We start from the raw sequence: 23,976 nt of genomic DNA, 5'->3' as shown, positions 1-23,976 counted from the left end.
GGCTTCAATGACTGAACATAATGCAACGCGGTCCATGTTCGATCCGGCGCTAGTGCGCCCGGCGATCGTGGACTCATTCAAGAAACTCACGCCACGCACGCAGTTCCGTAACCCGGTGATGTTCTGCGTGTACGTCGGTAGCATCCTGACGACGATCCTCTGGATCGCCGCGCTGGGCGGTCAGGCCGAAGCGCCTGCGGGGTTCATCCTCGCGGTCACGCTGTGGCTGTGGTTCACGGTGCTATTCGCCAACTTCGCGGAAGCGCTCGCTGAAGGCCGTTCCAAGGCCCAGGCTGCGTCGCTGCGCAGTGCGAAGAAAGACGTGATGGCCAAGAAGCTCAACGAGCCGCATCCGAAGGCGCCGATCCGCATCACGACGGCAACCGATCTGCGCAAGGGTGATGTCGTGCTGGTGGAAACCGGCGACGTGATCCCGGCGGACGGCGAAGTGATCGAAGGCGTGGCCTCGGTGGACGAGTCGGCGATCACCGGCGAATCCGCACCGGTGATCCGCGAATCGGGCGGCGACTTTTCGTCGGTGACGGGCGGCACGCGTGTGCTGTCAGACTGGATCGTCGTGCGTGTGACGGCGAATCCGGGCGAAGCGTTCCTCGACCGCATGATTGCGATGGTCGAAGGCGCCAAGCGTCAAAAGACGCCGAACGAAATCGCGCTGACGATTCTGCTGGTTGCGCTGACGATTGTGATGCTGCTCGCAACCGCGACGCTGCTGCCGTTCTCGATCTTCTCCGTGGAAGCCGCCAAGGCTGGCCATGTGGTGAGCGTCACCGCGCTCGTGGCACTGCTGGTGTGTCTGATTCCGACCACGATCGGCGGCCTGCTGTCCGCCATTGGTGTGGCCGGTATGAGCCGCATGATGCAGGCCAACGTGATTGCTACGTCGGGCCGTGCTGTGGAAGCTGCAGGTGACGTCGACGTGCTGCTGCTCGACAAGACCGGCACGATCACGCTCGGTAACCGTCAGGCTTCGACCTTTGTGCCGGCGCCGGGCGTGACCGAAGAAACGCTCGCCGATGCTGCACAACTGTCGTCGCTGTCGGACGAAACGCCGGAAGGCCGCAGTATCGTGGTGCTCGCCAAGCAGCGCTTTAACATCCGTGCTCGCGACATGGCTTCGTTGCACGCTGTGTTCCTCGCCTTCACCGCCCAAACGCGGATGAGCGGTGTGGACCTGCCGGGCCGCGAGATCCGTAAGGGCGCAGCCGATGCCGTCAAAAACTACGTCGAAGCGAACGGCGGCCGTTATCCGGCTGAAGTGAACAACGCCGTAGCGGAAGTGGCACGTCGCGGCAGCACGCCGCTGGTGGTGGCCGAGAAGGGCGAGCACGGCGCACGCGTACTGGGTGTGATCGAGCTGAAGGACATCGTCAAGGGCGGCATCAAGGAGCGTTTCGCCGAACTGCGCAAGATGGGTATCAAGACCATCATGGTGACGGGCGACAACCGCCTGACGGCAGCCGCGATTGCAGCTGAAGCAGGCGTGGATGACTTCCTCGCGGAAGCCACCCCGGAAGCCAAGCTGACGACGATCCGTGCGCATCAGGCCGAAGGCAAGCTGGTGGCGATGACCGGTGACGGTACCAACGACGCTCCTGCGCTGGCGCAAGCCGACGTGGCAGTGGCGATGAACACCGGCACGCAGGCGGCGAAGGAAGCCGGCAACATGGTCGACCTCGATTCGAATCCGACCAAGCTGATCGAGATCGTCGAAATCGGCAAGCAGATGCTGATGACACGCGGATCGCTGACGACGTTCTCGATTGCCAACGACGTCGCCAAGTACTTCGCCATCATCCCGGCTGCGTTTGCGACGACCTATCCGGCACTGAATGCGCTGAACGTCATGCATCTGGCCACACCGGCCTCGGCGATCATGTCGGCGGTGATTTTCAATGCACTGGTCATCGTCGCGCTGATCCCGCTGGCGCTGAAGGGTGTGAAGTACCGGCCGCTCGGCGCCTCAATCCTGCTGCGCCGCAATCTGCTGGTGTATGGCCTGGGCGGGATCATCGTGCCGTTTATCGGCATCAAGCTGATCGACATGGTGCTGGCCGCGTTCGGCTGGGTTTAACAGGCTGCGGTCGGCAAACCTTGTCTGCCGGCCGCGTCTAAAAGGATTGCCAATCATGAAACTTTTTCGTCCGCTTATCGTGATCTTTGTCGTCCTGGCGGCGATCACGGGCCTCGCTTACCCGGCCGTGATGACCGCCATCGGCCAGACCGCGTTCAACGATCAGGCCAACGGCAGCATGATCGAACAGAACGGCAAGGTGGTCGGCTCGAAGCTGATCGGCCAGCAGTTCGACGCGCCGCAGTACTTCTGGGGCCGTTTGTCGGCCATTAGCCCGAAGCCGTACGACCCGACGAGCTCGGGTGGCTCGAACCTCGGCCCGACCAACCCGGCATTGTCCGATGAAGTCAAGGGCCGTCTGGACGCGTTGAAGGCGGCGGGTACCGACATGTCGAAGCCGGTTCCGGTCGACCTCGTGACTTCGTCGGGTAGCGGCCTCGATCCGGAAATCAGCCCGGCTGCGGCGGCTTACCAGGTCGCCCGGGTTGCCGCGGCGCGCAAGATGTCGCCGAGCGACGTGCAGGCGCTGGTCGACCGCTACACGAGCGGCCGCCAGTTCGGCGTGCTCGGTGAAGCCCGCGTCAACGTGCTGCAGCTGAATCTCGCACTCGACGCCGCGCATCAAGGCTAAGTGGTGCAGATGACAAAGACGGCGCCCGGTGTGGCGCCGTCTTTGCCTTTTGTGGCGCGGCGTTTTGTGGCGGCCATTTGCCGTGAAGCGGCTACCGTGCCACCATCTACCTGATGCGTCCCCGCGGACCCACGGTGGCTAGCATCGAACAGAACCATAAACAGAAAGCATGAACCGACCCGATCCAGACGAGTTGCTCGACAAGCTGCAACGCGACGAAGAAAAACGCCAGCGTGGCAAGCTGAAGGTATTTTTCGGCGCGTCGGCCGGGGTGGGCAAGACGTATGCGATGTTGCAGGCCGCCAAACGACGCAAAGACGACGGCGTGGATGTCGTGGTCGGCATCGCCGAGACGCATGGCCGCAGCGAAACAGCGGCCTTGCTCGAAGGCCTCGAGGTATTGCCGCTCGCGCATATCGAATACCGCGGCCGCAAGCTCGGCGAGTTCGATCTCGACGCCGCGCTGGCGCGCAAGCCGCAACTGATCCTGGTCGACGAACTCGCGCATTCGAACGTGCAGGGCGCGCGCCATCTGAAGCGCTGGCAGGACGTCTACGAACTGCTCGATGCGGGCGTCGACGTCTACACGACGGTCAACGTCCAGCACCTCGAAAGCCTTAACGACATAGTCGGGCAGATCACCGGCATCCGCGTGTGGGAGACGGTGCCCGACCGCGTATTCGATCGCGCCGATGAAGTCACGCTGGTCGACCTGCCGGCCGAGGAGCTGCTCGACCGCATGCGCGACGGCAAGGTCTACATGGCGCAGCAGGCCGAGCGCGCCGTGCGCAACTTCTTTCGCAAAGGCAACCTGATTGCGCTGCGCGAACTGGCGCTGCGCCGCACGGCGGACCGCGTCGATGCGCAGATGCGCGAGTACCGTGCAGACCGTTCGATCCAGCGTATCTGGCAGACGCGCGAGCGGCTGCTGGTATGCGTGGGCCCCGGTCCGGAAGCGCCCATTCTGGTGCGCGCAGCGGCGCGGCTTGCGTCGGCCCTGAAGGCCGACTGGCTCGCGGTGTATGTCGAGACGCCGAAACTGCAACGCTTGCCGGATGCGCGCCGCGAGCGCACGTTGAACGCTTTGAAACTCGCCGCCGAGCTCGGCGCGGAAACGGCCACGCTCGCGGGCACGGACGCGGTCGCGGCGCTGATCGGTTATGCGCGGGTGCGCAACGTCTCCAAACTGGTGGCGGGCGCCTCGTCGCGCATCGGCCTCGCGCGCTGGCTGCGCCGGCCGCTCGGCGACCGTATCGCGGAGCGCGCGGGCGACCTCGATCTGACCTTGATCCGCGCGTCTTCGGAGCGCGACGGCATCGAGCGCCGCACGACCCTCGACGAAGGCGTGAACGCTTGGCGCGAGGCACTTCAGGCGGCGCGCGAGCGACGTTCGCCGCCGCGTGCCTATGCCTGGGCGCTGACGATCTGCATCGGCATCACGGTGGTTGCGAGCCAGTTGTTCGCCCACATCGATCTGACCAACCTCGTGATGCTGTATCTGCTCGGGGTGATTTTCACCGCGGTGAGGCTGGGGCGTGGGCCGGGCGTGGTGCAGTCCTTTGTCAGCGTGGCGGCGTTCGACTACTTTTTCGTGCCGCCGCGCATGTCGTTCTCGGTGTCCGACACGCAGTACCTGCTGACTTTCTTCAGCATGTTGCTCACGTCGCTGGTGATCAGCCATCTGACTTCGAGCCTGCGCCGCGAGGCGAGCGTCGCGCGGCGCCGCGAGCAACGTACCGGAGCGATGTACGCCATGGCGCGCGAACTGGCCGCGGCGCTGACGATGGAGCAGATCGTCGGCATCGGCAGCCGGCATGTGAGCGAAGTGTTCGGCGCGCGCGTGGCGATCCTGTTGCCGGATAGCGTGGACCAGGTAAAGCAGAAGATCGAAGACCCCGATGCCGCAGTGACCCTCGAAGGTGAGGCGCTCGATATCGACGTCGGCCAGTGGGTGTACGACCAGCAAAAGCCGGCTGGGCACGGTACAGACACGCTGCCCGCAGCCGCCGCGCTGTATCTGCCGCTGAAGGCGCCGATGCGCACGCGCGGCGTGCTGGCGGTGGTAATGCGCGACGAGCGCGAACTCGACGTACCCGAGCAGCAGCGCATGCTCGACGCGTTTGCCGCACAGATTGCGCTGGCGCTGGAACGGGTGCACTACGTCGACATCGCTCGCGATGCGCTCGTCAACATGGAATCGGAGCGCTTGCGCAATTCGCTGCTGTCGGCGATTTCGCATGACCTGCGTACGCCGCTCACGACGATCGTCGGCTTTTCGTCGATGCTCGCCCAGACCCGCGAAGGACAAGCGGTCAAGCAACCCGGCGACGATCTCGTGGAGGCGATTCACGAAGAGGCGTTGCGCATGACCGGCATCGTCACCAACCTGCTCGACATGGCGCGGCTGCAGGCGGGCGGCTTGCAACTGAACCGTCAGTGGTCGCTGCTCGAAGAGACGGTCGGCGCTGCGCTTCGCGCGTGCAAACGTGTGTTGACGCGACATTCTGTGCAGACGAGACTGCCGGCCGATTTGCCGCTGCTGCAGCTCGACGCGGTACTAATGGAGCGACTGTTCTCGAACCTGTTCGAGAATGCCGCCAAATACACGCCGGCCGACACGCCGCTCGTCATCGGCGCGGACGTGATAGAAGAAGACGGCAAGCCGTTCGTCCGCGTGACCGTCGACGATACCGGCCCTGGACTGCCGGTCGGCATGGAAGCGCGGGTGTTCGAGAAATTCACTCGCGGCGAGAAAGAGTCGGCCAAGCCTGGCATCGGTTTGGGCCTGGCGATTTGCCGGGCCATTGTTGAAGCGCATGGCGGTACCATCGGCGCACTGAACCGGGTGGCGCGCGATGGCCATATCGAAGGCGCGCGTTTCTGGTTCAATTTACCCGTGGAGACGCCTCCGCCCGCGCCGGACGTGCTGGAAGACGACGAAGCGGCGATGAGCGATGCAGCCGGCCGGTTGCCGGACGTAGCGGCAGGCGAGGTGTTGCCCTTGTTGCCCCCCGAGTCGTCTCCCGAGCCGTCAACTGAGCTGTCCCCCGAGTCTTACCCTAAGCAGACTTTGAAGCCCACCCATGAGTGACCCGAGCATTACCGTCGTCCTGATTGAAGACGAAAAACAGATTCGCCGTTTCGTGCGTGCCTCGCTGGAAGGCGAGGGCATCGTCGTCCACGATGCCGAGACCGGCAAGCAGGGGCTCGTCGAAGCCGCGACGCGCAAACCTGACCTCGTGATCGTCGATCTGGGTCTGCCCGATACCGACGGGCTCGACGTGATCCGCGAACTGCGCGGCTGGAGCGACCTGCCAGTGATCGTGCTGTCGGCCCGCACCCAGGAAGCCGAGAAGGTGGCCGCGCTCGACGCCGGCGCCGACGACTACCTGACCAAGCCGTTTGGCGTGTCCGAATTGCTGGCGCGGATCCGCGCCCATATGCGCCGGCGCAACCAGGGCGGCGCGAACGAATCGCCGCAGGTGCATTTCGGCGCGGTGACGGTCGACCTGGCGTTGCGCCAGGTGACGCGCGACGGCGCGGCGATCCATCTGACGCCGATCGAATACCGGTTGCTCGCCACCCTGGTGCGGCACGCCGGCCGTGTGCTGACGCACCGCCAGTTGCTGCGCGACGTGTGGGGCCCATCGCATGTGGAGAGCCACCACTATCTGCGTATCTACATGGCACACTTGCGGCAGAAGCTCGAGCGCGATCCGGCGCAGCCGGAGCATATCGTGACGGAAACAGGGGTCGGCTACCGGCTGGTGGGAGCGGTCTGAGGTACCTTGGCCTAATCTTGATATAATTACAGTTCGTAAGGACGACCTTACGCATTCGCATCGAACGGGGACTGCCCCATCTCAACAATGGAGTCGTCTCATGTCCTGGATTCTTCTGCTGATTGCCGGTTTGCTCGAAGTCGCGTGGGCGGCCGGTCTCAAGACCTCCGAAGGCTTTACCCGGCTGTGGCCGTCCGTGTTCACGGTGGTGACGGCGCTCGGCAGCTTTGTGCTGCTCGCCATGGCGATGCGCCAGTTGCCGCTCGGCACCGCGTATGCCGTGTGGACCGGGATCGGCGCCGTGGGCGCGTTTATTTTTGGCATCGTCATAATGGGTGAGGCACTGACGGTGGCACGGGTGGCGAGCGCGGCACTGATCGTGGTCGGCCTGATCGGGCTCAAACTGTCTTCCGGCCATTGACCGCGCGATAGGGCGGAATCCGTTGTCTGCAGGGCTTGCAGCGCAATTGAAGGCCGCCTGCGCAGCCAACTGCACCGCAACGGTGCGGCTCCTTTTAGAGCCTCAAATTGCACTCCGCTCTGCGGTCTGCGAATTAACGTGGCTATAATGAAGTCGATCTCAATTTGAACTTGTCCCGCGTCCGGCTTGGCGCGGGTCTGGCGGCTTTGCTGCGGTGGGCATCTGCTGCAGCACAAACCGCCCGGCACGCGCAGCGCGCCTGGAGGCGGCCATGCTTGAACCACTTTCGCTTGCAGCGGGCCTGTCCTGGGGCAGTGGCTTGCGCCTCTATCTCACGGTACTGTTAGCCGGCGTGTTCGCGCGTTTCGGCCTCGTCCACCTGCCCGACACCTTGTCCGCGCTGGCTTCGCCATGGGTGATCGGCGTGGCGGCGGTCCTCACGGTCACCGAGTTTCTGGCCGACAAGATCCCCGCATTCGACTCGCTCTGGGATGCCATCCACACCTTTATCCGTATCCCGGCCGGCGCTGTACTTGCTGCTGGCGCGCTCGGCCACGCCGATCCGGCCTTCCTGACCGTAGCGGCGCTGGCCGGCGGCACATTGGCCGGTACCGCGCATCTGGCGAAAGCGGGCACACGCGCGCTGATCAATCTCTCCCCTGAGCCGGTGTCGAATGTCGTGACGTCGATCGCCGAGGATGGACTGGTGTTCGGCGGACTGTTACTGGCGCTGTTCGTGCCGGTACTGTTCCTGCTGCTGATGATAGGTTTTCTGATGCTGGCGGCATGGGCCTTACCCCGTCTGTGGCGCGGCGTGCAGGGCGGTTTTCGCGGCATGGCGACGCATATGGTGTCGCGTTTCGCGAGGAGTCGGCACGATTGAGCGATTCGGCAGGGGTTTCGTCGGCGCCGGCCGTGCCAGCCGCGCGCGTTGCACCGGGGCGTCGTTTTAGCGGGGCCGATCTGTTGCGCCAGTCGGTGCGGATGGCGGCGCGCGACTGGCGTGCGGGCGAGTTGACGATGCTGCTGCTCGCGCTGGTGCTGGCCGTGGCCGCGCTGTCGAGCGTCGGTTTTCTGGCCGACCGTCTGCATCAAGGGCTCGAACGCGATGCGCGGCGCATGATTGGCGCCGACTTCATCGTGCGGGCCGATCATCCCGTCGATCCCCAATTTAGCAACGAGGCCAAGGCGCTTGGCCTGCAGATGGCGAGCACAGCCATTTTTCCCAGCATGATCAGTTCGACGACTGATCAGCCCGTGTCGCGGCTCGCGGCGCTCAAGGCGGTGTCGGCGTTGTATCCGCTGCGTGGCGCGCTACGCATCGCGACGGCGCCAGGCGCGCCGGATCATCCGGCGCAGGGGATTCCCGCGCCTGGTACGGTCTGGGTCGACCAGGCGCTGCTCGACGCGCTGAAAGTGCGTGTCGGCGATACGGTGAGAGTCGGCAGCCGCACCTTCAAGATTGGCGCGATCATCACGCGCGAACTGGACCGTGGCTTCGGCTTCGTCAATTTCTCGCCCCGTCTGATGCTGCGCGACGATGAAGTCGCGTCCACCGGCCTGATCGTGTTCGGCAGCCGCGTGACGTACCGGCTGCTGGTGGCCGGCGGGCGCGCGCCGGTCGAGAAGTTCGCGGCGTTTGCCCACGCTCGTGTCGACGACGGCAAGATGCGCGGCGTCGCCCTCGAGTCGCTGAAGGACGGTCAGCCGCAGGTACGCGAGACGCTCGATCGCGCGGGTCATTTTCTGACCCTCGTGTCGCTGCTGACGGCGATGCTGGCGGCGGTCGCCATTGCGATGGCCGCGCACCGCTACATGCGCCGCCATCTCGACGGTTGCGCGGCGATGCGCTGTCTCGGCGTCAGCCAGCGCACGCTTCGTTCGTTGTTCCTGCTGGAGTTTCTTGGGCTGGGCCTGATCGGCGGGGCGGTCGGCGTGCTGCTCGGCTATGCCGGACATCTGGCGTTGCTGAGTTGGCTCGGCAGCCTGATCGATGTGGTGCTGCCGTATCCCACCGCATGGCCCGCGCTCGAAGGGATTGCCGCGGGTCTCGTGCTCTTGCTCGGCTTTGCATTGCCGCCGCTGTTGCCGCTGACCCGGGTGCCGCCGGTGCGCGTGCTACGCCGCGAGTGGGGCGAGGAAGCGCGTACGGCCTGGGCCGCTTATGCCCTGGGGATTGTGCTGTTCGCCGCGCTGCTGGTTGTAGCGGCGGGTGAGGTGAAGTTGGGCGGCATCGTCGCCGGTGGTTTTGCTGCCGGTTTGTTGGTGTTTGCTGTGATCGCCCGGTTCGCGCTATGGGGCGCCGCGCGCATCGTGCGCAGCGAGCGCTTCAATGTGGGTATCGGCTGGCGCTACGCGCTGGCTTCGCTCGAGCGGCGCAGCAGCACCAGCGCGTTGCAGATCACGGCGCTTGGAATCGGCTTGATGTGTCTGTTGCTGATCGCGATGACGCGCAACGACCTGGTGGACGGCTGGCGTAAATCGACGCCGCCGGACGCGCCGAACCAGTTCATTATCGACATCCAACCCGAGCAACGCGCGGGTGTCACGCAGTACCTCACGACCCACGGCGTGCCCGACGCTGTGCTTGAACCGATGGTGCGCGGGCGTCTGATCGCGATCAACGGCAAGCCGGTCAACCCGGACCAGTACAAGAGCGACGAAGCCAAGCGTCTCGTCGACCGCGAATTCAACCTGTCCTACACGACGAGCCTGCCCGACGACAACCGGGTCGTCGCGGGCGACTGGTACGGCGATACCAAGCAGCCGCAGATTTCCATCGAACAGGGGCTTGCGAAAACGATCCACGTGAAGACCGGCGACACGCTGCGTTTCGACGTGACCGGTTTGCAGATCGATGCACCGGTGACGAGCGTGCGCAAGCTCGACTGGGGTTCGTTCAAGGTCAACTTTTTTGTGCTGATGCCGCCTGCCGCGCTGCAGGACTTCCCGGCGAGCTTCATTACGAGTTTCCATTTGCCGCCCGAGAAAAGCGCGACGATCGACGGCCTGATTGCCGCCTATCCGAACCTGACGGTGATCGATGTCGGCCCGATTCTCGCGCAGATGCAACGCATGCTGGAGCAGGTGATCGGCGCGGTGCAGTTCCTGTTTGCCTTCACACTCGCGGCGGGCGTGCTGGTGCTGTATGCGGCGCTTGCCGGCACGCGTGACGAGCGTATGCGAGAATCCGCGCTGCTGCGCGCGCTCGGCGCGTCGCACCAGCAGGTGCGTGCGGTGCAGGTGGCGGAGTTCGTTGCAGTCGGCGCGCTCGCGGGGCTGATGGCAGCGATCGGGGCTCAGGTGGTGGGCTGGCAGCTCGCTACGCGCGTGTTTTTCTTCTACCTGAACTTCGACCCTTGGCTGCTGCCCGCCGGCATCGTGGCAGGCATCGCCTGCGCGGGTGTGGGTGGCTGGATAAGCCTGCGCCATGTGCTTTCGCGGCCCGCGCTGCAATCGCTGCGCGATGCCTGAGCGGTAGGCGGGCGTTGCACTTGCGGATAGCTCCCCGCGGCGTGAACGAGACCTGCCGGCACTGTGCCTGGCGACAAGATACCCGGGCGTTCGTCCCTTCGATTCCTTTTGCAGATTGCAGTTGACCGTATGACCGATCCAAACGATGAAGCGCCCGCCCAACCGACGGCGTTCGAACTGGTGGGCGGCGAGGCGCGCGTGCGCGAACTCATCGACCGTTTTTATGACCTGATGGACCTCGAGCCCGAATTCGCGGGCATCCGCGCATTGCACCCGCCGACCCTCGAAGGCTCGCGCGACAAGTTCTTCTGGTTCCTGTGCGGCTGGCTGGGCGGCCCGGATCACTACATCAGCCGCTTTGGGCATCCGCGCCTGCGTGCCCGTCATCTGCCGTTTACGATTGCTTCGAGTGAGCGCGATCAGTGGCTGCGCTGCATGGCGTGGGCGATGGAAGACGTCGGGCTGTCCGAGCCGCTGCGTGAACGCCTGCTGCATTCGTTCTTCGAGACGGCTGACTGGATGGTCAACCGACCGGGTTGATGGCGGGGCGCGGCGGTGCTGCTTGTGGTGGTCCCGCTCGGCGAGTCAATTGGCCCGGCGGCCCGGCCAATACAGTGACGCCTACGGGCTGTCCGATTGGCCGCTCGGCCAGCTTCCTGACAGCGGTGCGCGTCGGCATAATGACTCTCTACAGCAGGACTGGATAGGAGCCCCAACGATGACCACGCGCGCACTGTTCCGCGACGACGCTTATCTGACGCACTGCGAAGCCACGATTACCGCAATCGACGAGCAGGGCGTCCATCTCGACCAGACCGTGTTCTATCCGCTCGGCGGCGGCCAGGCGGGCGATGCCGGCGCGCTGAGCCTGCCCGATGGCACCCGTATCGAGATTGCGGATACCCGCAAGGCCAAATTCGAAGGCGCGACCCCCGACGATGCGGTGCACCTGCCTGCAGCCGGGCAGGAAGCGCTGTTGGCGCGTCTTGCGCCCGGCACACGCGTCACGGCGGAGATCGACTGGGCGCGCCGCTACCGCCATATGCGCCTGCACACGGCGAGCCACCTGATGTGCGCCGTGCTGCCTTATGCGGTCGACGGTTGCAGCATCACCAGCGACTACGCGCGCCTCGATTTCGCAACTGTCGAGCCAATTGAGCGCGAGCAGGTCGACGCGCGGCTCGCGGAACTGGTCGGCGGCGCGCACGGCGTCGTCACGGAATGGATCACCGACGAACAGATGGCCGAGCGTCCCGAACTGGTGCGCACGATGAGCGTGAAGCCGCCGATGGGGCTCGGCCGCGTGCGTCTGTTACGTATCGAAGGCATCGATTTGCAGCCATGCGGTGGCACGCACGTGCGCAACACGCGCGAGATTGGCGCGGTACGCGTGGCCAAGCTCGAGAAAAAGAGTGCGCGCACGCGCCGGCTGGTGCTCGAGTTCGCATGAACGGGTCGTCTGGGTCGTCCGGTTTTTCGGCCTATGACGCGGACGCGGATTACGCCGCGCTCGACGAGCATGCGCGAGCGATGCTCGACTGCTGGTTCGGCGCACCGGGTTCCGCGACATTCGGGAAGGACAGAAAACTCTGGTTTGCGCGCGATGCGGCGTTCGACGCCATGTTGCGCGAGCGCTTCGGCGGGTTACTCGAAGCCGCAGGGCAGGGCGCGCTGGATGCCTGGGCGCACACGCCGCTGGGTGCGTTGGCGCTGGTGCTCCTGCTCGATCAATTTTCGCGCAACATACATCGCGGCACGGCGCATGCGTTCGCGACCGACGATCATGCGCTGAGGATTGCCAGGCAAATGGTGGCAAACGGTTCCGATCTGCGCTTGCCAGGCCTGTTTCATCGAGCGTTCGCGTATATGCCGTTCGAGCATGACGAATCGTTCGATAGCCAGCGCGAATCACTGCGGCTTTTCGAACCGTTTCAAGGGCAGCCGGGGGCCGCGAGTTATTACCGCTCGGCGCTTCGGCATGCGGAGGTTATCGAGCGGTTTGGGCGGTTTCCGCATCGCAACGCACTGCTCGGGCGAGCGTCCACGGAAGAAGAGGTAGCGTTCCTGCGCGAGCCGGGCTCGTCGTTCTGATTGCGCGTGGCGCCTTAGCGCGCCGGTGGCAAAAGCAGAGAGCCGTACCGCTCCCGCTGCTTACGTGTCGGCGTAGCGCCAGACCGTCGGTCGGGTGAGGCGAAGGGCATCAGCGCCCGCCGCTCACATCAAGCAGCGCACCGGTCACATACGACGCGCCATCGCTCAGCAGCCAGACAATGGTCTCGGCGACTTCATCCGCGCTGCCGGGACGGCCCAGCGGCGTCTGCGTGCCGAGCACAGCGGCGCGGTCCGGACGGCCGCCGCTCGCGTGGATCTCAGTGTCGATCAGGCCGGGCCGCACCGCATTCACGCGCACGCCCTGCGGGCCGAGTTCCTTGGCGAGACCGATGGTCAGCGAGTCGACGGCGCCCTTCGAGCCGGCATAGTCGACATACTCGTTGGGCGAGCCGAGGCGCGAGGCCGCCGACGAAACATTGACGATCACACCGCCTTCGCCGCCGCGGTCTTTCGACATCCGGCGGGCGGCTTCGCGGGCGCACAGATAGGCGCCCAGCACGTTGACATCGAATATGCGCTGCAAACGCGCCACATCCATGTCGGCGAGTTGCATCGAAGGTGCGACGATGCCGGCGTTGTTCACCAGCGCGTCGATCCGGCCGAAGGCATGCGTCACGGCATCGAACATGGCGATCACGTCGGCTTCCTGCGAGACGTCGCCCGGGATCACGCGGGCATGGCCGCCGGCGCGGCCGACTTCGGCGGCGGTTTTCTGCGCGGCGGCTTCGTTGTGCGCGTAGTTCACGCCGACCGACCAGCCGCGTGCACCCAGCAAACGCGCCGTCGCGCGGCCAATGCCGCGGCTCGCGCCCGTAATCAGAACGACTTTCGTCATGGCTGCCTCGTCGATCAAACCGCTTCGCGGTTATCGGCCCACTTGTCTTGCTGCGGCGGGTGGTAAGCCTGGAGCCGCGCGATCAGCGCCGCCGGATCGGCATCCACTTGCAGGATGTCGAAGTAGGTCTGGCGCATGAAGCCTTCCTCAACCGTATGGGCCAGCATCGCGATCAGCGGATCGTAGTAGCCGTCGATGTTGAGCAGCGCCACCGGTTTCTGGTGATAGCCGAGCTGCGCCCACGTATAGACCTCGAATAGCTCCTCGAAGGTGCCCGCACCGCCTGGCATGGCAACGAACGCGTCCGAGAGGTCCGCCATCATCTTCTTGCGCTGATGCATGTCGGGCACCACGTGCAATTCGGTCAGACCGTTATGGCCGACTTCCTTGTTGACGAGCAACTCGGGAATCACGCCGATGGCACGGCCGCCGGCCTCCATCACCGCGTCGGCGATCACGCCCATCAGGCCGACCTTGCCGCCGCCGTAGACGAGTGCAATGCCGGCGTCGACCAGCGCCCGCCCGAAGCCGCGGGCGGCTTCGGCGTAGACCGGTTTGGCTCCGTAGGACGAGCCGCAGTACACACACACCGACTTCATGTTCAGGCGTCCTTCGTTTCGTTGCGTGGCGCAGCGCCTTCCTTGGGCGGCAGGTAGTCGTAGAACTCGCGCTTGGGCAGCTTGCCGGAGATCAGGTCGTCGAACAGTTCCCGCGAGCGGCCGCGCAGATACGGCGCCATCAGCGAGACGATCTGTACGCTGACCTGATGCAGTTCCGTGCGGATCGCTTCCTGTTCGTTGTACTTGCGCGGATTCATCACGAACTGGTACGACAGCCAGTAGGTACCGATCACGCCCACGTTAGTGGCAATCACATGCAGTTCGTCAGGCGTCGCCACCATTTCGCCGTCCGCGACGAGCTGGTCGCAGAACTGGCTGGCAAAGCGCACCTTGTGGCTGATGATCTGCTTGAAGTGCGTCTCCAGCGTGCGGTTGCGCGCCAGCAGATCGTTCAGGTCGCGATACAGGAAACGGTAGCGCCACGTGAAATCGACCATGTACTGCAGGTAGGACCACATTTCGTCGATCGTGGCGCGATGATCGTCCGGAAAACGCAGACGCTTTTCGATCTCCTGCTCGAACTGGCTGAAGATGCTGTTGATGATGTCGTCTTTGTTGCGGAAGTGGTAGTACAGGTTGCCCGGACTGATTTCCATTTCCTCGGCGATCGTCGTTGTCGTGACGTTCGGCTCGCCGATTTCGTTGAAAAGTTTCAACGACAGTTCGAGAATCCGTTCGCGGGTGCGGCGGGGAGGTTTGGCTTCCATGTCGTCCGGCCCAGGTAACGCCGGGCTGGCCGCGCGGCGGCGTGCCGCTGCTGCGTGATCCACCCTGGCGGTTGGTATTTTTGAGAGACTATCGGACGATTATAAACCGACCGTTCTCATACCAAGGCCGAAGTCAGGGTTTTCACGCCATAGCGGGGTGCAAGTACGTCGCCAGACGGCTATAGCTGCAGCCAGCCTCTGACCCAATGCACCACAAGCGGGCCGACGATCAGCACCCACGTCATCAGACACATGCCCAACGCCACCATCACCGCGGCGCTGCCGAGGTCCTTGGCGCGGCGCGACAACTCATGGCGCTCGAGCGAGATCCGGTCGATCGCCGCTTCCACGCTCGAATTCAACAGTTCGACGATCAGCACCAGCAGCACGGAACCGAGCAGCAGCACCCGGCTCACCGGATCGACTGGAACGATCACGCCGCAGGGCACGAGAATTGCCGCGAGCGTCAACTCCTGGCGAAATGCGCTTTCTTCGCGAATGGCGACCTGAAAGCCCGCCAGCGAATTTTTCAGCGCATGCCAGGCGCGCGTGATGCCGCGATTGCCCTTGTAGGGATTGAACGGCAGCGGCGCCAAGGGATCGTCGGGGCCGAGCGGCTCGTGGGCGTCGGCGGATGAATTCGCCGGCGCGCCAGCGGACGCGCTGTGGCGGGAAGACGGTACGGCCTGCGGTTGCCGCGCCGCGCCGTTCGCCCGCGCATCGGGCATGCCGTCCGCCGGCGGCGGCCCACCGGCTTCGTGCATATCGTCGAACGGCTCGATGCTGCTGGCGTCCGTCTCCACTGAATGCAGCGTGCCGCGCGGTGCACGCCGGACGCTGGAGGTTCTCGCTCGCATGGGCGGATTGGCGCGGCGCGTCACGCGGCCGCGCTCTCCTCGCTAAAGGAAGAGGGCCGTGGCAGCGGCTTCAGATGCGCGGCGAACTGCTCAGACGCGGCGGTCCACGAGAAGCGCTCAGCCCACGCGCGAGCGTGGTTGCGGTCGATTTTCAGCGCTTCGAGGCAGGCTTCGCGCAGGTCTTCGTGCATGGCGCCCGCGCCGCCGTCGCCCAGCACGTCGATCGGGCCGGTGACCGGATACGCCGCGACCGGCGTGCCGCAGGCAAGCGCCTCGAGCAGCACGAGGCCAAACGTGTCGGTGCGGCTCGGGAATACGAATACGTCAGCAGCGGCGTACACCTTGGCCAGTTCGGCCTGGGTCAGCACGCCCAGATAGTTCACCTGCGGATAGCGCGACTTCAGCTCGGCAAGCGCCGGGCCTTCGCCGGCGACCCACTTCGAACCGGGCAGATCCAGCTTCAGAAACGCCTCGACGTTCTTCTCCACCGCCACGCGTCCGACGTAGAGGAAGATTGGCCGCGCCGTGTTGAGGACCTTGGAATCCATCTGGTGGAAGATATCAAGGTCGACGCCACGCGTCCACAACACCACATTCGTGAAGCCGAATTTTTCGAGGTCAGTCTTGACGACCGGCGTCGGCGCCATCACGGCGAGCGAGGCCTTGTGAAACCAGTGCAGGAACTTGTAGGTAGCGGCGAGCGGAATGCCGAAGCGCGCCTGCACATATTCGGGAAAGCGCGTGTGATAGGCGGTGGTGAACGGCAGCTTGTGCTTGATCGCGTAGGCGCGCGCGGCCATGCCGAGCGGCCCTTCGGTGGCGATATGCAGCGCGTCCGGCGCGAACGTGTCGATGCGCCCGTGCAGCTTGCGCTTCGGAAACAGCGACAGCCGGATTTCGGGGTAGGTCGGGCACGGAATCGTCTTGAATTCGAGCGGCGTCAACAGGTCGACACGGTGGCCAAGTGCGGTCAGCTCGCGGGTCGTGTTCTTCAGCGTGCGGACCACGCCGTTGACCTGCGGCTCCCATGCATCGGTGACGATCATGATCTTCATCGGTTTTGGCCCAATAGAAGTTAAAAGGGATGACGCGGGAAGTTAAAAGGGATGACGCGGGAATACGTGACCAGCGAGCATGGTCATCAGGCAGTCGCCCGGGCCTTTTGCGCGCTGACTTCAGGCGAGCGCATCACGGTCCAGTAGATCACCTTGAGTTCACCTTCAAAGGTTTCGACGAGCGCCGACAGGCTTTCGACCCAGTCGCCGTCGTTGCAATACAGCACGCCGTCGATATCGCGAATCTCTGCTTTGTGGATGTGGCCGCAGACCACGCCGTCGCAACCGCGGCGGCGCGCTTCGTCGGTCATCACGCGTTCGAACGAGGAGATGAAATTCACCGCGTTCTTCACCTGATGCTTGAGGTACTGCGACAGCGACCAGTACTGGAAGCCGAGACGGCTGCGGATCCGGTTGAACCAGCGGTTCAGCACGAGGATCAGCGTGTAGAGGCTGTCGCCGAGGTAGGCGAGCCATTTGGCGTGCTGGATCACGCCGTCGAACAGGTCGCCGTGCACGATCCACAGGCGCTTGCCGGCGAGCGTAGTGTGGAAGGCTTCGCCGCGCACGTGGATGTCGCCGAAGGCGAGATCGCAGAACTGGCGCGCCGCTTCGTCGTGATTGCCGGGGATGTAGACGACCTGGGTGCCTTTGCGAGCCTTGCGCAGGATCTTCTGCACCACGTCGTTGTGCGCCTGCGGCCAGTACCAGCCTTTCTTCAACTGCCAGCCGTCGATGATGTCGCCGACCAGGTAGAGATACTCCGAGTCGTTGTGGCGCAGGAAGTCGAGCAGATACGGCGCCTGGCAGCCGCTCGAACCCAGATGGATATCGGACAGCCAGATCGTGCGGTAGCGATGCGGCTCCTCATGGTCGTCATCAGGACGGCCGCCGGGTTGGGTATCAGAGGAGAGCGGTGGCAGTGGCAGCGGCAGACCGTTGCCGAAGGGAGCGGAGTCCGGCCGGAAAGCGACGGGGTCGACGCTCGGGCCAGTCTGGCGGAACAAGGAAGTCGCGGACGTGTTGGGGTCCATGGCTCACGCGTCGAGTTGCAGTGAGCGTATTGCGCCATCCGCACATGACTGTGCCGTGACAGTCACAAGAAGTTCTTATTACGCGGGCTCCATTTGGACCGCGATCCTCAGGCCGCTACTGCTACCACCCGTGTCCCGGCAAGCCGGTCATGCAGAAACTGACGGTTGGCGTCGAAGCGGCTCGTGGCGGCCCACAGCACGAACCAGACGGCGGCAAGCACGAGCGTGTGCGGCACCGAGAGCCCAAGCAGCGGATGCAGCGCTAGCGGTGGCAGAAACCACAGCCACGCGAGCACATAGCGCGCGATGGCCCGCGGCGCGGAGAGCGGCGAGCCGTCTGTTGCGACGACTCGCAGCCGCCAGGTTTTCATCGGCAGGGTCTGGCCGCTGTGGGTCCAAAACCACACGAAATACAGGCCGACCACGAAGCCGATCCAGGCGGCCAGAATATTGTGGTGCGTCAGACCGCTGCGCTGCTGCGTCAGCGTGCTGAACAGGTAGCCGGCGAGGAACACCACACCGAACAGGATCACGCCCTCATAGAGCATGGTCGCCAGGCGGCGCCGGATTGACGGCGTCGCGGGGAGGGCGGTAGCGGATGGTTGCGGCGGGGTAAGCGGATTGGGCACGTTGGGCGCGGTAGGCACGTTCATGGGGAAGGTGGGCCGGGCGCGCCGTGCTCAGGAGCCGTTGTAGATCGACGGCGCTGCTTGCGGCGAGGCGGGAGTCGGCGTGGCAGGCATCATGTTGCCGGAGGCGGGAATGCCCGGTGCAACCGGCAGCGCCGCGCCAGTACCCGACGCACTCGCCGTGGCGACGACGCCGCTTGACGCACGTTCGCGTCCGTTGACGAGACGTTCGATGTCTTTTAGCTCAGTTCTGCCGGACGGCGGCGCGCTGACAACCGTGGGTCGCCGCTTGCGTTCGCTCGCGGCGAGCCGCTCCTTCTGCTCTTCCGGTAGTTGCTGATAGGCCTTCCAGGCCTTCTGGCGCGCTTCGCGCGGCAGTTCCTTCGAGACCTGATAGTTCTCACGGGCAACGCGACGCTGTTCCGGGGTCAGGTGGACCCATTCGGCCATGCGATCGTGCAGGCCTTTTTGCTGTTCAGGCGTCAACTTCGAATAACGTGACGCGATCTTGATCCATTTTCGCTTACGTTCGTCGCTGAAGGTATCCCACACGCTCGCAAACGGCGCGAGCGCGATGTGCTCGGCGTCCGTGAGGTGCGACCAGGAGAGGGGACTGGTGCTCGGCAGCCCCGGCAGTTCGACGTTGAGCGCCGGCGCGGCGGGCTTGGCGGGCGCGCCGTTAGCGGGGGCCGCGACCGATGGGGCGCTCGGGTAGAAGCGCGGATACGTTGCGGCAAACGACACGAGGGCCGCGATTGCGCATCCGAAAACAACGGCGAGGCCGCGCTTGTAACTCACCCGAAGAGCCTCCCGCTCAGTGCGCGCGCGAAAGATACGCGTTGAAGCCGTGATCGAGATAGGCGGTGAGCGGCAGATCGTCGCTCAGCATCGCGGCATCAATATCGGCGAGCTCAGCGGTGCGTTGCTGGTCTTCCCAGTAGGCGATCGCCACCAGGCTGATCACCAGCGCTGCCAACGGCCAGGCGAGCGCAAAGCGGCGCAGCGGCGAGCGGCGGCGGTGCGGGGCTTCGGCTTGCGGCATGCCTGACGGCGCTCCAGCGGCGCCGGCAAAGGCCGGCACGAACACGGACGCAGCCACCGTCTCGGGCTTTTTGCGGGCGAGCGCGGCGCGGCGTGCCGCGGCGAGCCGATCGACCGTGGCAGGAGAAATGCTGGCGGCGTTTTCGTCGAGCGCGCGGCGGACTTGCCTCGCGAATTCGAGTTCTTTCGTATCGAGAGAGGAGCTCATAGCGTGATTCCTTTGGCCTTGAGCGCGTGTGCCAGCGTATGAGTGGCCCGCGAGCAGTGTGTCTTCACACTGCCTTCGGAGCAACCCATCGCAGCAGCAGTCTCGGCGACATCCATATCTTCCCAATAACGCATGAGAAACGCCTCCCGTTGACGTGCCGGTAATTTTTGGATCTCGTCGTCAATCAACTGTAAGACTTGTTCCCGCTCCAGCTTCTGCTCGCTGCTCTCGGCACCGACCGAGCCTTCTTGTGCTTCGAATGTCTCCAGCGGGTCGAATTCGTCGTCCTCGGAGTTGCCGAGCGAGGAGAACAGGCTAACCCAAGTATTGCGCACTTTCTGCCGACGAAAATAGTCGTGCATTGCATTCTGCAGAATACGCTGAAACAGCAGCGGCAGTTCGGCCGCTGGACGGTCGCCGTATTTTTCGGCGAGCTTGATCATCGCGTCTTGCACGATGTCGAGCGAGGCGTCGTCGTCCCGCACGGCGTAGACCGTCTGCTTGAACGCGCGCCTTTCGACGCCCGCCAGAAAATCGGCGAGTTCCTTGTCTGATGCCATCCGTTGGGGGTCGGCGCAGCGAGCGTGCGCGTAATCGATCGAAATTGTCGTAAAACTGGCGGATGCTAACAAACTTTCGCCCCGCTGGGGAAAAACACGAAGCCGCATCGACACTTATGGCAACTTTTCTCGCCGTTGCGCGGGTTGCTACCGATGGCGCGGAAATATTTTCTTGACCATCGGAGCGTCAGCAGATATCTTCGACGGTTCGCAACATAAGTGACTTGTCTCATTTGAGGTGTGGCCCAAGAAGCTCACCTGTCAAAGTGGACGCGCCGCTTGAACCCGAGCCACAAGCCCGGCAGAGAGCACCCGATCAATTTTTTGCCGAAAATTCGAAAGGTGAATGAATGAATATGCCCAGCGCGGAATTCTCCACGTCGGATACGACTTCCCATCGCGAAACTGAATCAATCGGCGCCACCGTGCTCATGCGCGCATTGGCCGACGAAGACGTTGAGTTTGTGTGGGGCTATCCCGGCGGCTCGGTACTCTACATCTACGACGAGCTGTACAAGCAGGACAAGTTCCAGCACATCCTCGTGCGCCACGAACAAGCCGCAGTCCATGCCGCTGACGCCTATGCGCGTTCAACGGGCAAGGTCGGCGTGTGTCTCGTGACCTCCGGCCCCGGCGTCACCAATGCGGTGACCGGCATCGCTACGGCCTACATGGATTCGATTCCTCTGGTGGTGATCAGCGGCCAGGTGCCTACGGCCGCCATCGGCCAGGATGCGTTCCAGGAGTGCGATACGGTCGGCATCACGCGTCCCTGCGTGAAGCACAACTTCCTCGTGAAGGACGTGCGCGACCTCGCCGCTACCGTCAAGAAAGCCTTCTTCATTGCCCGTACTGGCCGGCCTGGTCCGGTGCTGATCGACATTCCGAAAGACGTGTCGAAGATGCCTTGCCAATACGAGCCGTTGAAGAGCGTTTCGCTGCGCTCTTACAACCCGGTGACGAAGGGCCACTCCGGTCAGATTCGCAAGGCGGTGTCCTTGCTGCTCGGCGCTAAGCGTCCGTATATCTACACCGGCGGCGGCATCATCCTCGCGGATGCAGCGCGTGAGCTGAACCAGTTCGCCGATCTGCTCGGCTACCCCGTCACGAATACGCTGATGGGGTTGGGCGGCTATCGCGCGAGCGACAAGAAATTCCTCGGCATGCTCGGCATGCACGGTACGTACGAAGCCAACATGGCCATGCAGAACTGCGATGTTCTGATTGCCATCGGTGCGCGCTTCGACGACCGCGTGATCGGCGACCCGGCGCATTTTTCATCCGTGCCGCGCAAGATCATCCATATCGACATCGATCCTTCTTCCATTTCCAAGCGCGTCAAGGTCGATATTCCGATCGTCGGCGACGTCAAGGAAGTGCTGAAAGAGCTGATCGAGCAGTTGCAGACGGCCGAGCATGGCCCCGACACCGCGGCGCTCGCCGACTGGTGGAAGGACATCGAAGCCTGGCGCGCCAAAGACTGCCTGAAGTACGACCGCAAGAGCGACATCATCAAGCCGCAGTACGTGGTGGAAAAGGCGTATGAACTGACCGACGGCAATGCCTTCGTGTGTTCGGACGTCGGCCAGCACCAGATGTGGGCGGCGCAGTTCTATCGCTTCAACAAGCCGCGCCGCTGGATCAACTCCGGTGGCCTCGGCACGATGGGCTTCGGCCTGCCGGCGGCGATGGGCGTGAAGATGGCGCACCCGGACGACGACGTGCTCTGCATCACGGGCGAAGGCTCGATCCAGATGTGCATTCAGGAACTGTCGACCTGCAAGCAGTACGAAACGCCGATCAAGATCATTTCGCTGAACAACCGCTATCTGGGCATGGTGCGCCAGTGGCAGCAGATCGAATACAGCAAGCGCTATTCGCATTCGTATATGGATGCGCTGCCGGATTTCGTAAAGCTCGCCGAGGCTTATGGCCATGTCGGCATGCGGATTGAGAAGACGGCGGACGTCGAGCCGGCGCTGAAAGAAGCGCTGCGCCTGAAGGATCGCACGGTGTTTCTCGACTTTCAGACCGATCCGACCGAAAACGTCTGGCCGATGGTTCAGGCCGGCAAGGGCATCACGGAGATGCTGCTCGGTTCGGAAGATCTATAACGACGGTTTTTAGCGCTGGCTTGGTCCTGCACGCCTCCACAAAAGGCGAGGGCGGACGAAGCGGCGCAAACCGGCTCGCATACATCACACATCTGGAAGAAGCGAAACATGAGACACATTATTTCCGTCCTGCTGGAAAACGAACCGGGCGCGCTCTCGCGCGTGGTCGGCCTCTTTTCCGCACGCGGGTACAACATTGAAACCTTGACGGTGGCCCCGACCGAAGACCATTCGCTGTCGCGCATGACCATCGTTTCCATTGGCTCGGACGACGTGATCGAACAGATCACGAAGCATTTGAATCGCCTGATCGAGGTGGTGAAAGTGGTCGACCTTACCGAGGGCGCCCATATCGAGCGCGAGCTGATGTTGATCAAGGTAAGGGCGGTCGGCAAGGAGCGTGAGGAGATGAAACGGATGTCGGATATCTTCCGCGGCCGCATCATCGACGTCACCGAAAAGACCTATACGATCGAACTGACGGGCGCGAGCGACAAGCTCGATGCCTTCATTGAAGGGCTCGACGCCACCGCGATTCTCGAAACGGTCCGCACGGGCAGCTCGGGGATCGGTCGCGGCGAACGCATTCTGAAGGTTTGACGCCATCGATCGAAGGCCGGGCAGTGCCTGCACCCACCCGGCCATGCAATACCCACGCACTATTTGAATTTCACCGATTTCACTGAATTTAGCCAAGGAACTGACATGAAAGTTTTCTACGACAAGGACGCCGACCTCTCCCTCATCAAGGGCAAGCAAGTCACCATCATCGGCTATGGCTCGCAAGGCCATGCTCACGCGCTGAACCTGAAGGAAAGCGGCGTGAACGTGACGGTCGGCCTGCGTAAGGGCGGTGCTTCGTGGAGCAAGGCTGAGAACGCCGGCCTCGCGGTCAAGGAAGTGGCTGAAGCCGTGAAGGGCGCAGACGTCGTCATGATGCTGCTGCCGGACGAGCAGATCGCCGAAGTCTATGCCAAGGAAGTGCATGGCAACGCCAAGGAAGGTGCAGCGCTCGCCTTCGCGCACGGCTTCAACGTGCACTACGGTCAAGTCATTCCGCGTGCTGACCTTGACGTCATCATGATCGCCCCGAAGGCTCCGGGCCACACGGTGCGCGGTACGTACACGCAAGGTGGCGGCGTGCCCCACCTGATCGCCGTGGCGCAAGACAAGTCGGGCGCAGCACGTGACATCGCGCTGTCGTACGCAGCCGCGAACGGCGGTGGCCGTGCCGGCATCATCGAAACCAACTTCCGCGAAGAAACGGAAACCGACCTGTTCGGCGAGCAAGCCGTGCTGTGCGGCGGTACGGTCGACCTGATCAAGGCTGGCTTCGAAACGCTGGTGGAAGCGGGCTACGCGCCGGAAATGGCGTACTTCGAGTGCCTGCACGAACTGAAGCTGATCGTCGACCTGATCTATGAAGGCGGCATCGCCAACATGAACTACTCGATCTCGAACAACGCTGAATACGGCGAGTACGTGACGGGTCCGAAGATCGTGACGGCTGAAACGAAGAAGGCGATGAAGCAAGTGCTGACCGACATTCAGACCGGCGAGTACGCCAAGAGCTTCATCATCGAAAACAAGGCTGGCGCACCGACCCTGCAATCGCGCCGCCGCCTGACGGCTGAACACCAGATCGAAACGGTCGGCGCGAAGCTGCGTGCGATGATGCCGTGGATCGCCAAGAACAAGCTGGTCGACCAGTCGAAGAACTAAGCGAGTTGCGTCGCTCATGACCGTCGCGGCGCTTCGGCGCAGGCGCCGGTAATGCAAAAAGCCGCCCAAGGGTGCTGAACCC

General features: G+C 63.7%; 23 protein-coding genes. 13 read left to right on the top strand and 10 right to left on the bottom strand.

All coding sequences use genetic code 11. The features are described 5' to 3' along the window. The first annotated feature begins 7 nt into the window (after positions 1-7). The 10 genes from kdpB (at position 8) to P3T40_RS32795 (ending at position 12,491) form a co-directional block, all read left to right on the top strand. Positions 8-2,092 (top strand): potassium-transporting ATPase subunit KdpB, encoded by a 2,085-nt coding sequence (gene kdpB, locus P3T40_RS32840; RefSeq protein WP_429271878.1) that lies wholly within the window; start codon positions 8-10, stop codon positions 2,090-2,092. Between the two features lie 52 nt (positions 2,093-2,144). After that, the gene (gene kdpC, locus P3T40_RS32835) at positions 2,145-2,723 is read left to right on the top strand and encodes a potassium-transporting ATPase subunit KdpC (RefSeq protein ID WP_429271921.1); all 579 of its coding nucleotides are present in this window, start codon (positions 2,145-2,147) and stop codon (positions 2,721-2,723) included. A gap of 169 nt (positions 2,724-2,892) precedes the next feature. Next, positions 2,893-5,814 (top strand): DUF4118 domain-containing protein, encoded by a 2,922-nt coding sequence (locus P3T40_RS32830; protein WP_429271877.1) that lies wholly within the window; start codon positions 2,893-2,895, stop codon positions 5,812-5,814. Beyond that, the gene (gene kdpE, locus P3T40_RS32825) at positions 5,807-6,505 is read left to right on the top strand and encodes a two-component system response regulator KdpE (RefSeq protein ID WP_429271876.1); all 699 of its coding nucleotides are present in this window, start codon (positions 5,807-5,809) and stop codon (positions 6,503-6,505) included. The genes P3T40_RS32830 and kdpE overlap by 8 nt, the downstream gene beginning before the upstream one ends. Before the next feature lie 100 nt (positions 6,506-6,605). Beyond that, the gene (gene sugE / locus P3T40_RS32820; RefSeq protein WP_090688075.1) at positions 6,606-6,926 is read left to right on the top strand and encodes a quaternary ammonium compound efflux SMR transporter SugE; all 321 of its coding nucleotides are present in this window, start codon (positions 6,606-6,608) and stop codon (positions 6,924-6,926) included. Positions 6,927-7,197: 271 nt separating this feature from the next. Further along, positions 7,198-7,809, top strand: coding sequence for a DUF4126 domain-containing protein (locus P3T40_RS32815; protein ID WP_429271875.1), 612 nt, complete (start codon positions 7,198-7,200; stop codon positions 7,807-7,809). Next, positions 7,806-10,400 (top strand): ABC transporter permease, encoded by a 2,595-nt coding sequence (locus P3T40_RS32810; RefSeq protein WP_429271874.1) that lies wholly within the window; start codon positions 7,806-7,808, stop codon positions 10,398-10,400. Before P3T40_RS32815 ends, P3T40_RS32810 begins: the two co-directional genes overlap by 4 nt. A gap of 129 nt (positions 10,401-10,529) precedes the next feature. Next, positions 10,530-10,940, top strand: coding sequence for a group II truncated hemoglobin (locus tag P3T40_RS32805; RefSeq protein ID WP_429271873.1), 411 nt, complete (start codon positions 10,530-10,532; stop codon positions 10,938-10,940). A 178-nt stretch (positions 10,941-11,118) separates the two neighbouring features. Then, positions 11,119-11,850: an alanyl-tRNA editing protein gene (locus tag P3T40_RS32800; protein WP_429271872.1), complete on the top strand. Its 732-nt coding sequence runs from the start codon at positions 11,119-11,121 to the stop codon at positions 11,848-11,850. Continuing rightward, on the top strand, positions 11,847-12,491 hold the full coding sequence (locus P3T40_RS32795; RefSeq protein WP_429271871.1) for a DUF924 family protein: 645 nt from the start codon (positions 11,847-11,849) through the stop codon (positions 12,489-12,491). The genes P3T40_RS32800 and P3T40_RS32795 overlap by 4 nt, the downstream gene beginning before the upstream one ends. 109 nt (positions 12,492-12,600) lie before the next feature. On the opposite strand, the gene P3T40_RS32790 is transcribed toward P3T40_RS32795, so the two are convergent. The 10 genes from P3T40_RS32790 to P3T40_RS32745 all read right to left on the bottom strand — a co-directional run bounded on the left by P3T40_RS32790 (position 12,601) and on the right by P3T40_RS32745 (position 20,058). Then, positions 12,601-13,347, bottom strand: coding sequence for an SDR family oxidoreductase (locus P3T40_RS32790; protein ID WP_429271870.1), 747 nt, complete (start codon positions 13,345-13,347; stop codon positions 12,601-12,603). Between the two features lie 14 nt (positions 13,348-13,361). Next, entirely contained in the window at positions 13,362-13,946 is a 585-nt protein-coding gene (locus P3T40_RS32785; RefSeq protein WP_429271869.1) for a TIGR00730 family Rossman fold protein, read from the bottom strand. 2 nt (positions 13,947-13,948) lie between these two features. Continuing rightward, the gene (locus P3T40_RS32780) at positions 13,949-14,674 is read right to left on the bottom strand and encodes a TetR/AcrR family transcriptional regulator (protein WP_429271868.1); all 726 of its coding nucleotides are present in this window, start codon (positions 14,672-14,674) and stop codon (positions 13,949-13,951) included. 179 nt (positions 14,675-14,853) lie between these two features. Then, positions 14,854-15,531, bottom strand: a complete 678-nt coding sequence (locus P3T40_RS32775) for a diacylglycerol kinase (RefSeq protein WP_429271867.1) — start codon at positions 15,529-15,531, stop codon at positions 14,854-14,856. A 20-nt stretch (positions 15,532-15,551) separates the two neighbouring features. Next, complete coding sequence (locus tag P3T40_RS32770) at positions 15,552-16,586, bottom strand: glycosyltransferase family 4 protein (protein ID WP_429271866.1); 1,035 nt, start codon at positions 16,584-16,586, stop codon at positions 15,552-15,554. A gap of 86 nt (positions 16,587-16,672) precedes the next feature. After that, positions 16,673-17,620, bottom strand: a complete 948-nt coding sequence (locus P3T40_RS32765; protein WP_429271865.1) for a UDP-2,3-diacylglucosamine diphosphatase — start codon at positions 17,618-17,620, stop codon at positions 16,673-16,675. A gap of 107 nt (positions 17,621-17,727) precedes the next feature. Then, positions 17,728-18,249 carry an RDD family protein gene (locus P3T40_RS32760; RefSeq protein WP_429271920.1) on the bottom strand — a complete coding sequence of 174 codons (522 nt, stop codon included), beginning with the start codon at positions 18,247-18,249 and terminating at the stop codon, positions 17,728-17,730. Positions 18,250-18,300: 51 nt separating this feature from the next. Then, the gene (locus tag P3T40_RS32755) at positions 18,301-19,047 is read right to left on the bottom strand and encodes a DUF3106 domain-containing protein (protein ID WP_429271864.1); all 747 of its coding nucleotides are present in this window, start codon (positions 19,045-19,047) and stop codon (positions 18,301-18,303) included. A 16-nt stretch (positions 19,048-19,063) separates the two neighbouring features. Next, on the bottom strand, positions 19,064-19,498 hold the full coding sequence (locus tag P3T40_RS32750) for a DUF3619 family protein (RefSeq protein WP_429271863.1): 435 nt from the start codon (positions 19,496-19,498) through the stop codon (positions 19,064-19,066). Then, positions 19,495-20,058, bottom strand: a complete 564-nt coding sequence (locus P3T40_RS32745; protein WP_429271919.1) for an RNA polymerase sigma factor — start codon at positions 20,056-20,058, stop codon at positions 19,495-19,497. Before P3T40_RS32745 ends, P3T40_RS32750 begins: the two co-directional genes overlap by 4 nt. A 350-nt stretch (positions 20,059-20,408) precedes the next feature. Between P3T40_RS32745 and P3T40_RS32740 the strand changes: the two genes are divergently transcribed. The 3 genes from P3T40_RS32740 to ilvC all read left to right on the top strand — a co-directional run bounded on the left by P3T40_RS32740 (position 20,409) and on the right by ilvC (position 23,894). Then, complete coding sequence (locus tag P3T40_RS32740; protein ID WP_429271862.1) at positions 20,409-22,172, top strand: acetolactate synthase 3 catalytic subunit; 1,764 nt, start codon at positions 20,409-20,411, stop codon at positions 22,170-22,172. A gap of 108 nt (positions 22,173-22,280) precedes the next feature. Further along, positions 22,281-22,772, top strand: a complete 492-nt coding sequence (ilvN, locus tag P3T40_RS32735) for an acetolactate synthase small subunit (protein ID WP_074301882.1) — start codon at positions 22,281-22,283, stop codon at positions 22,770-22,772. Positions 22,773-22,877: 105 nt separating this feature from the next. Then, on the top strand, positions 22,878-23,894 hold the full coding sequence (ilvC, locus tag P3T40_RS32730; RefSeq protein ID WP_429271861.1) for a ketol-acid reductoisomerase: 1,017 nt from the start codon (positions 22,878-22,880) through the stop codon (positions 23,892-23,894). Positions 23,895-23,976 lie beyond the last annotated feature (82 nt).

The sequence above is a fragment of the Paraburkholderia sp. EB58 genome, from assembly GCF_050436665.1.
Lineage (GTDB): Bacteria > Pseudomonadota > Gammaproteobacteria > Burkholderiales > Burkholderiaceae > Paraburkholderia.
The sequence above is the reverse complement of the archived record's forward strand: the minus strand, read 5'-3'. Positions and strand labels throughout refer to the sequence as shown.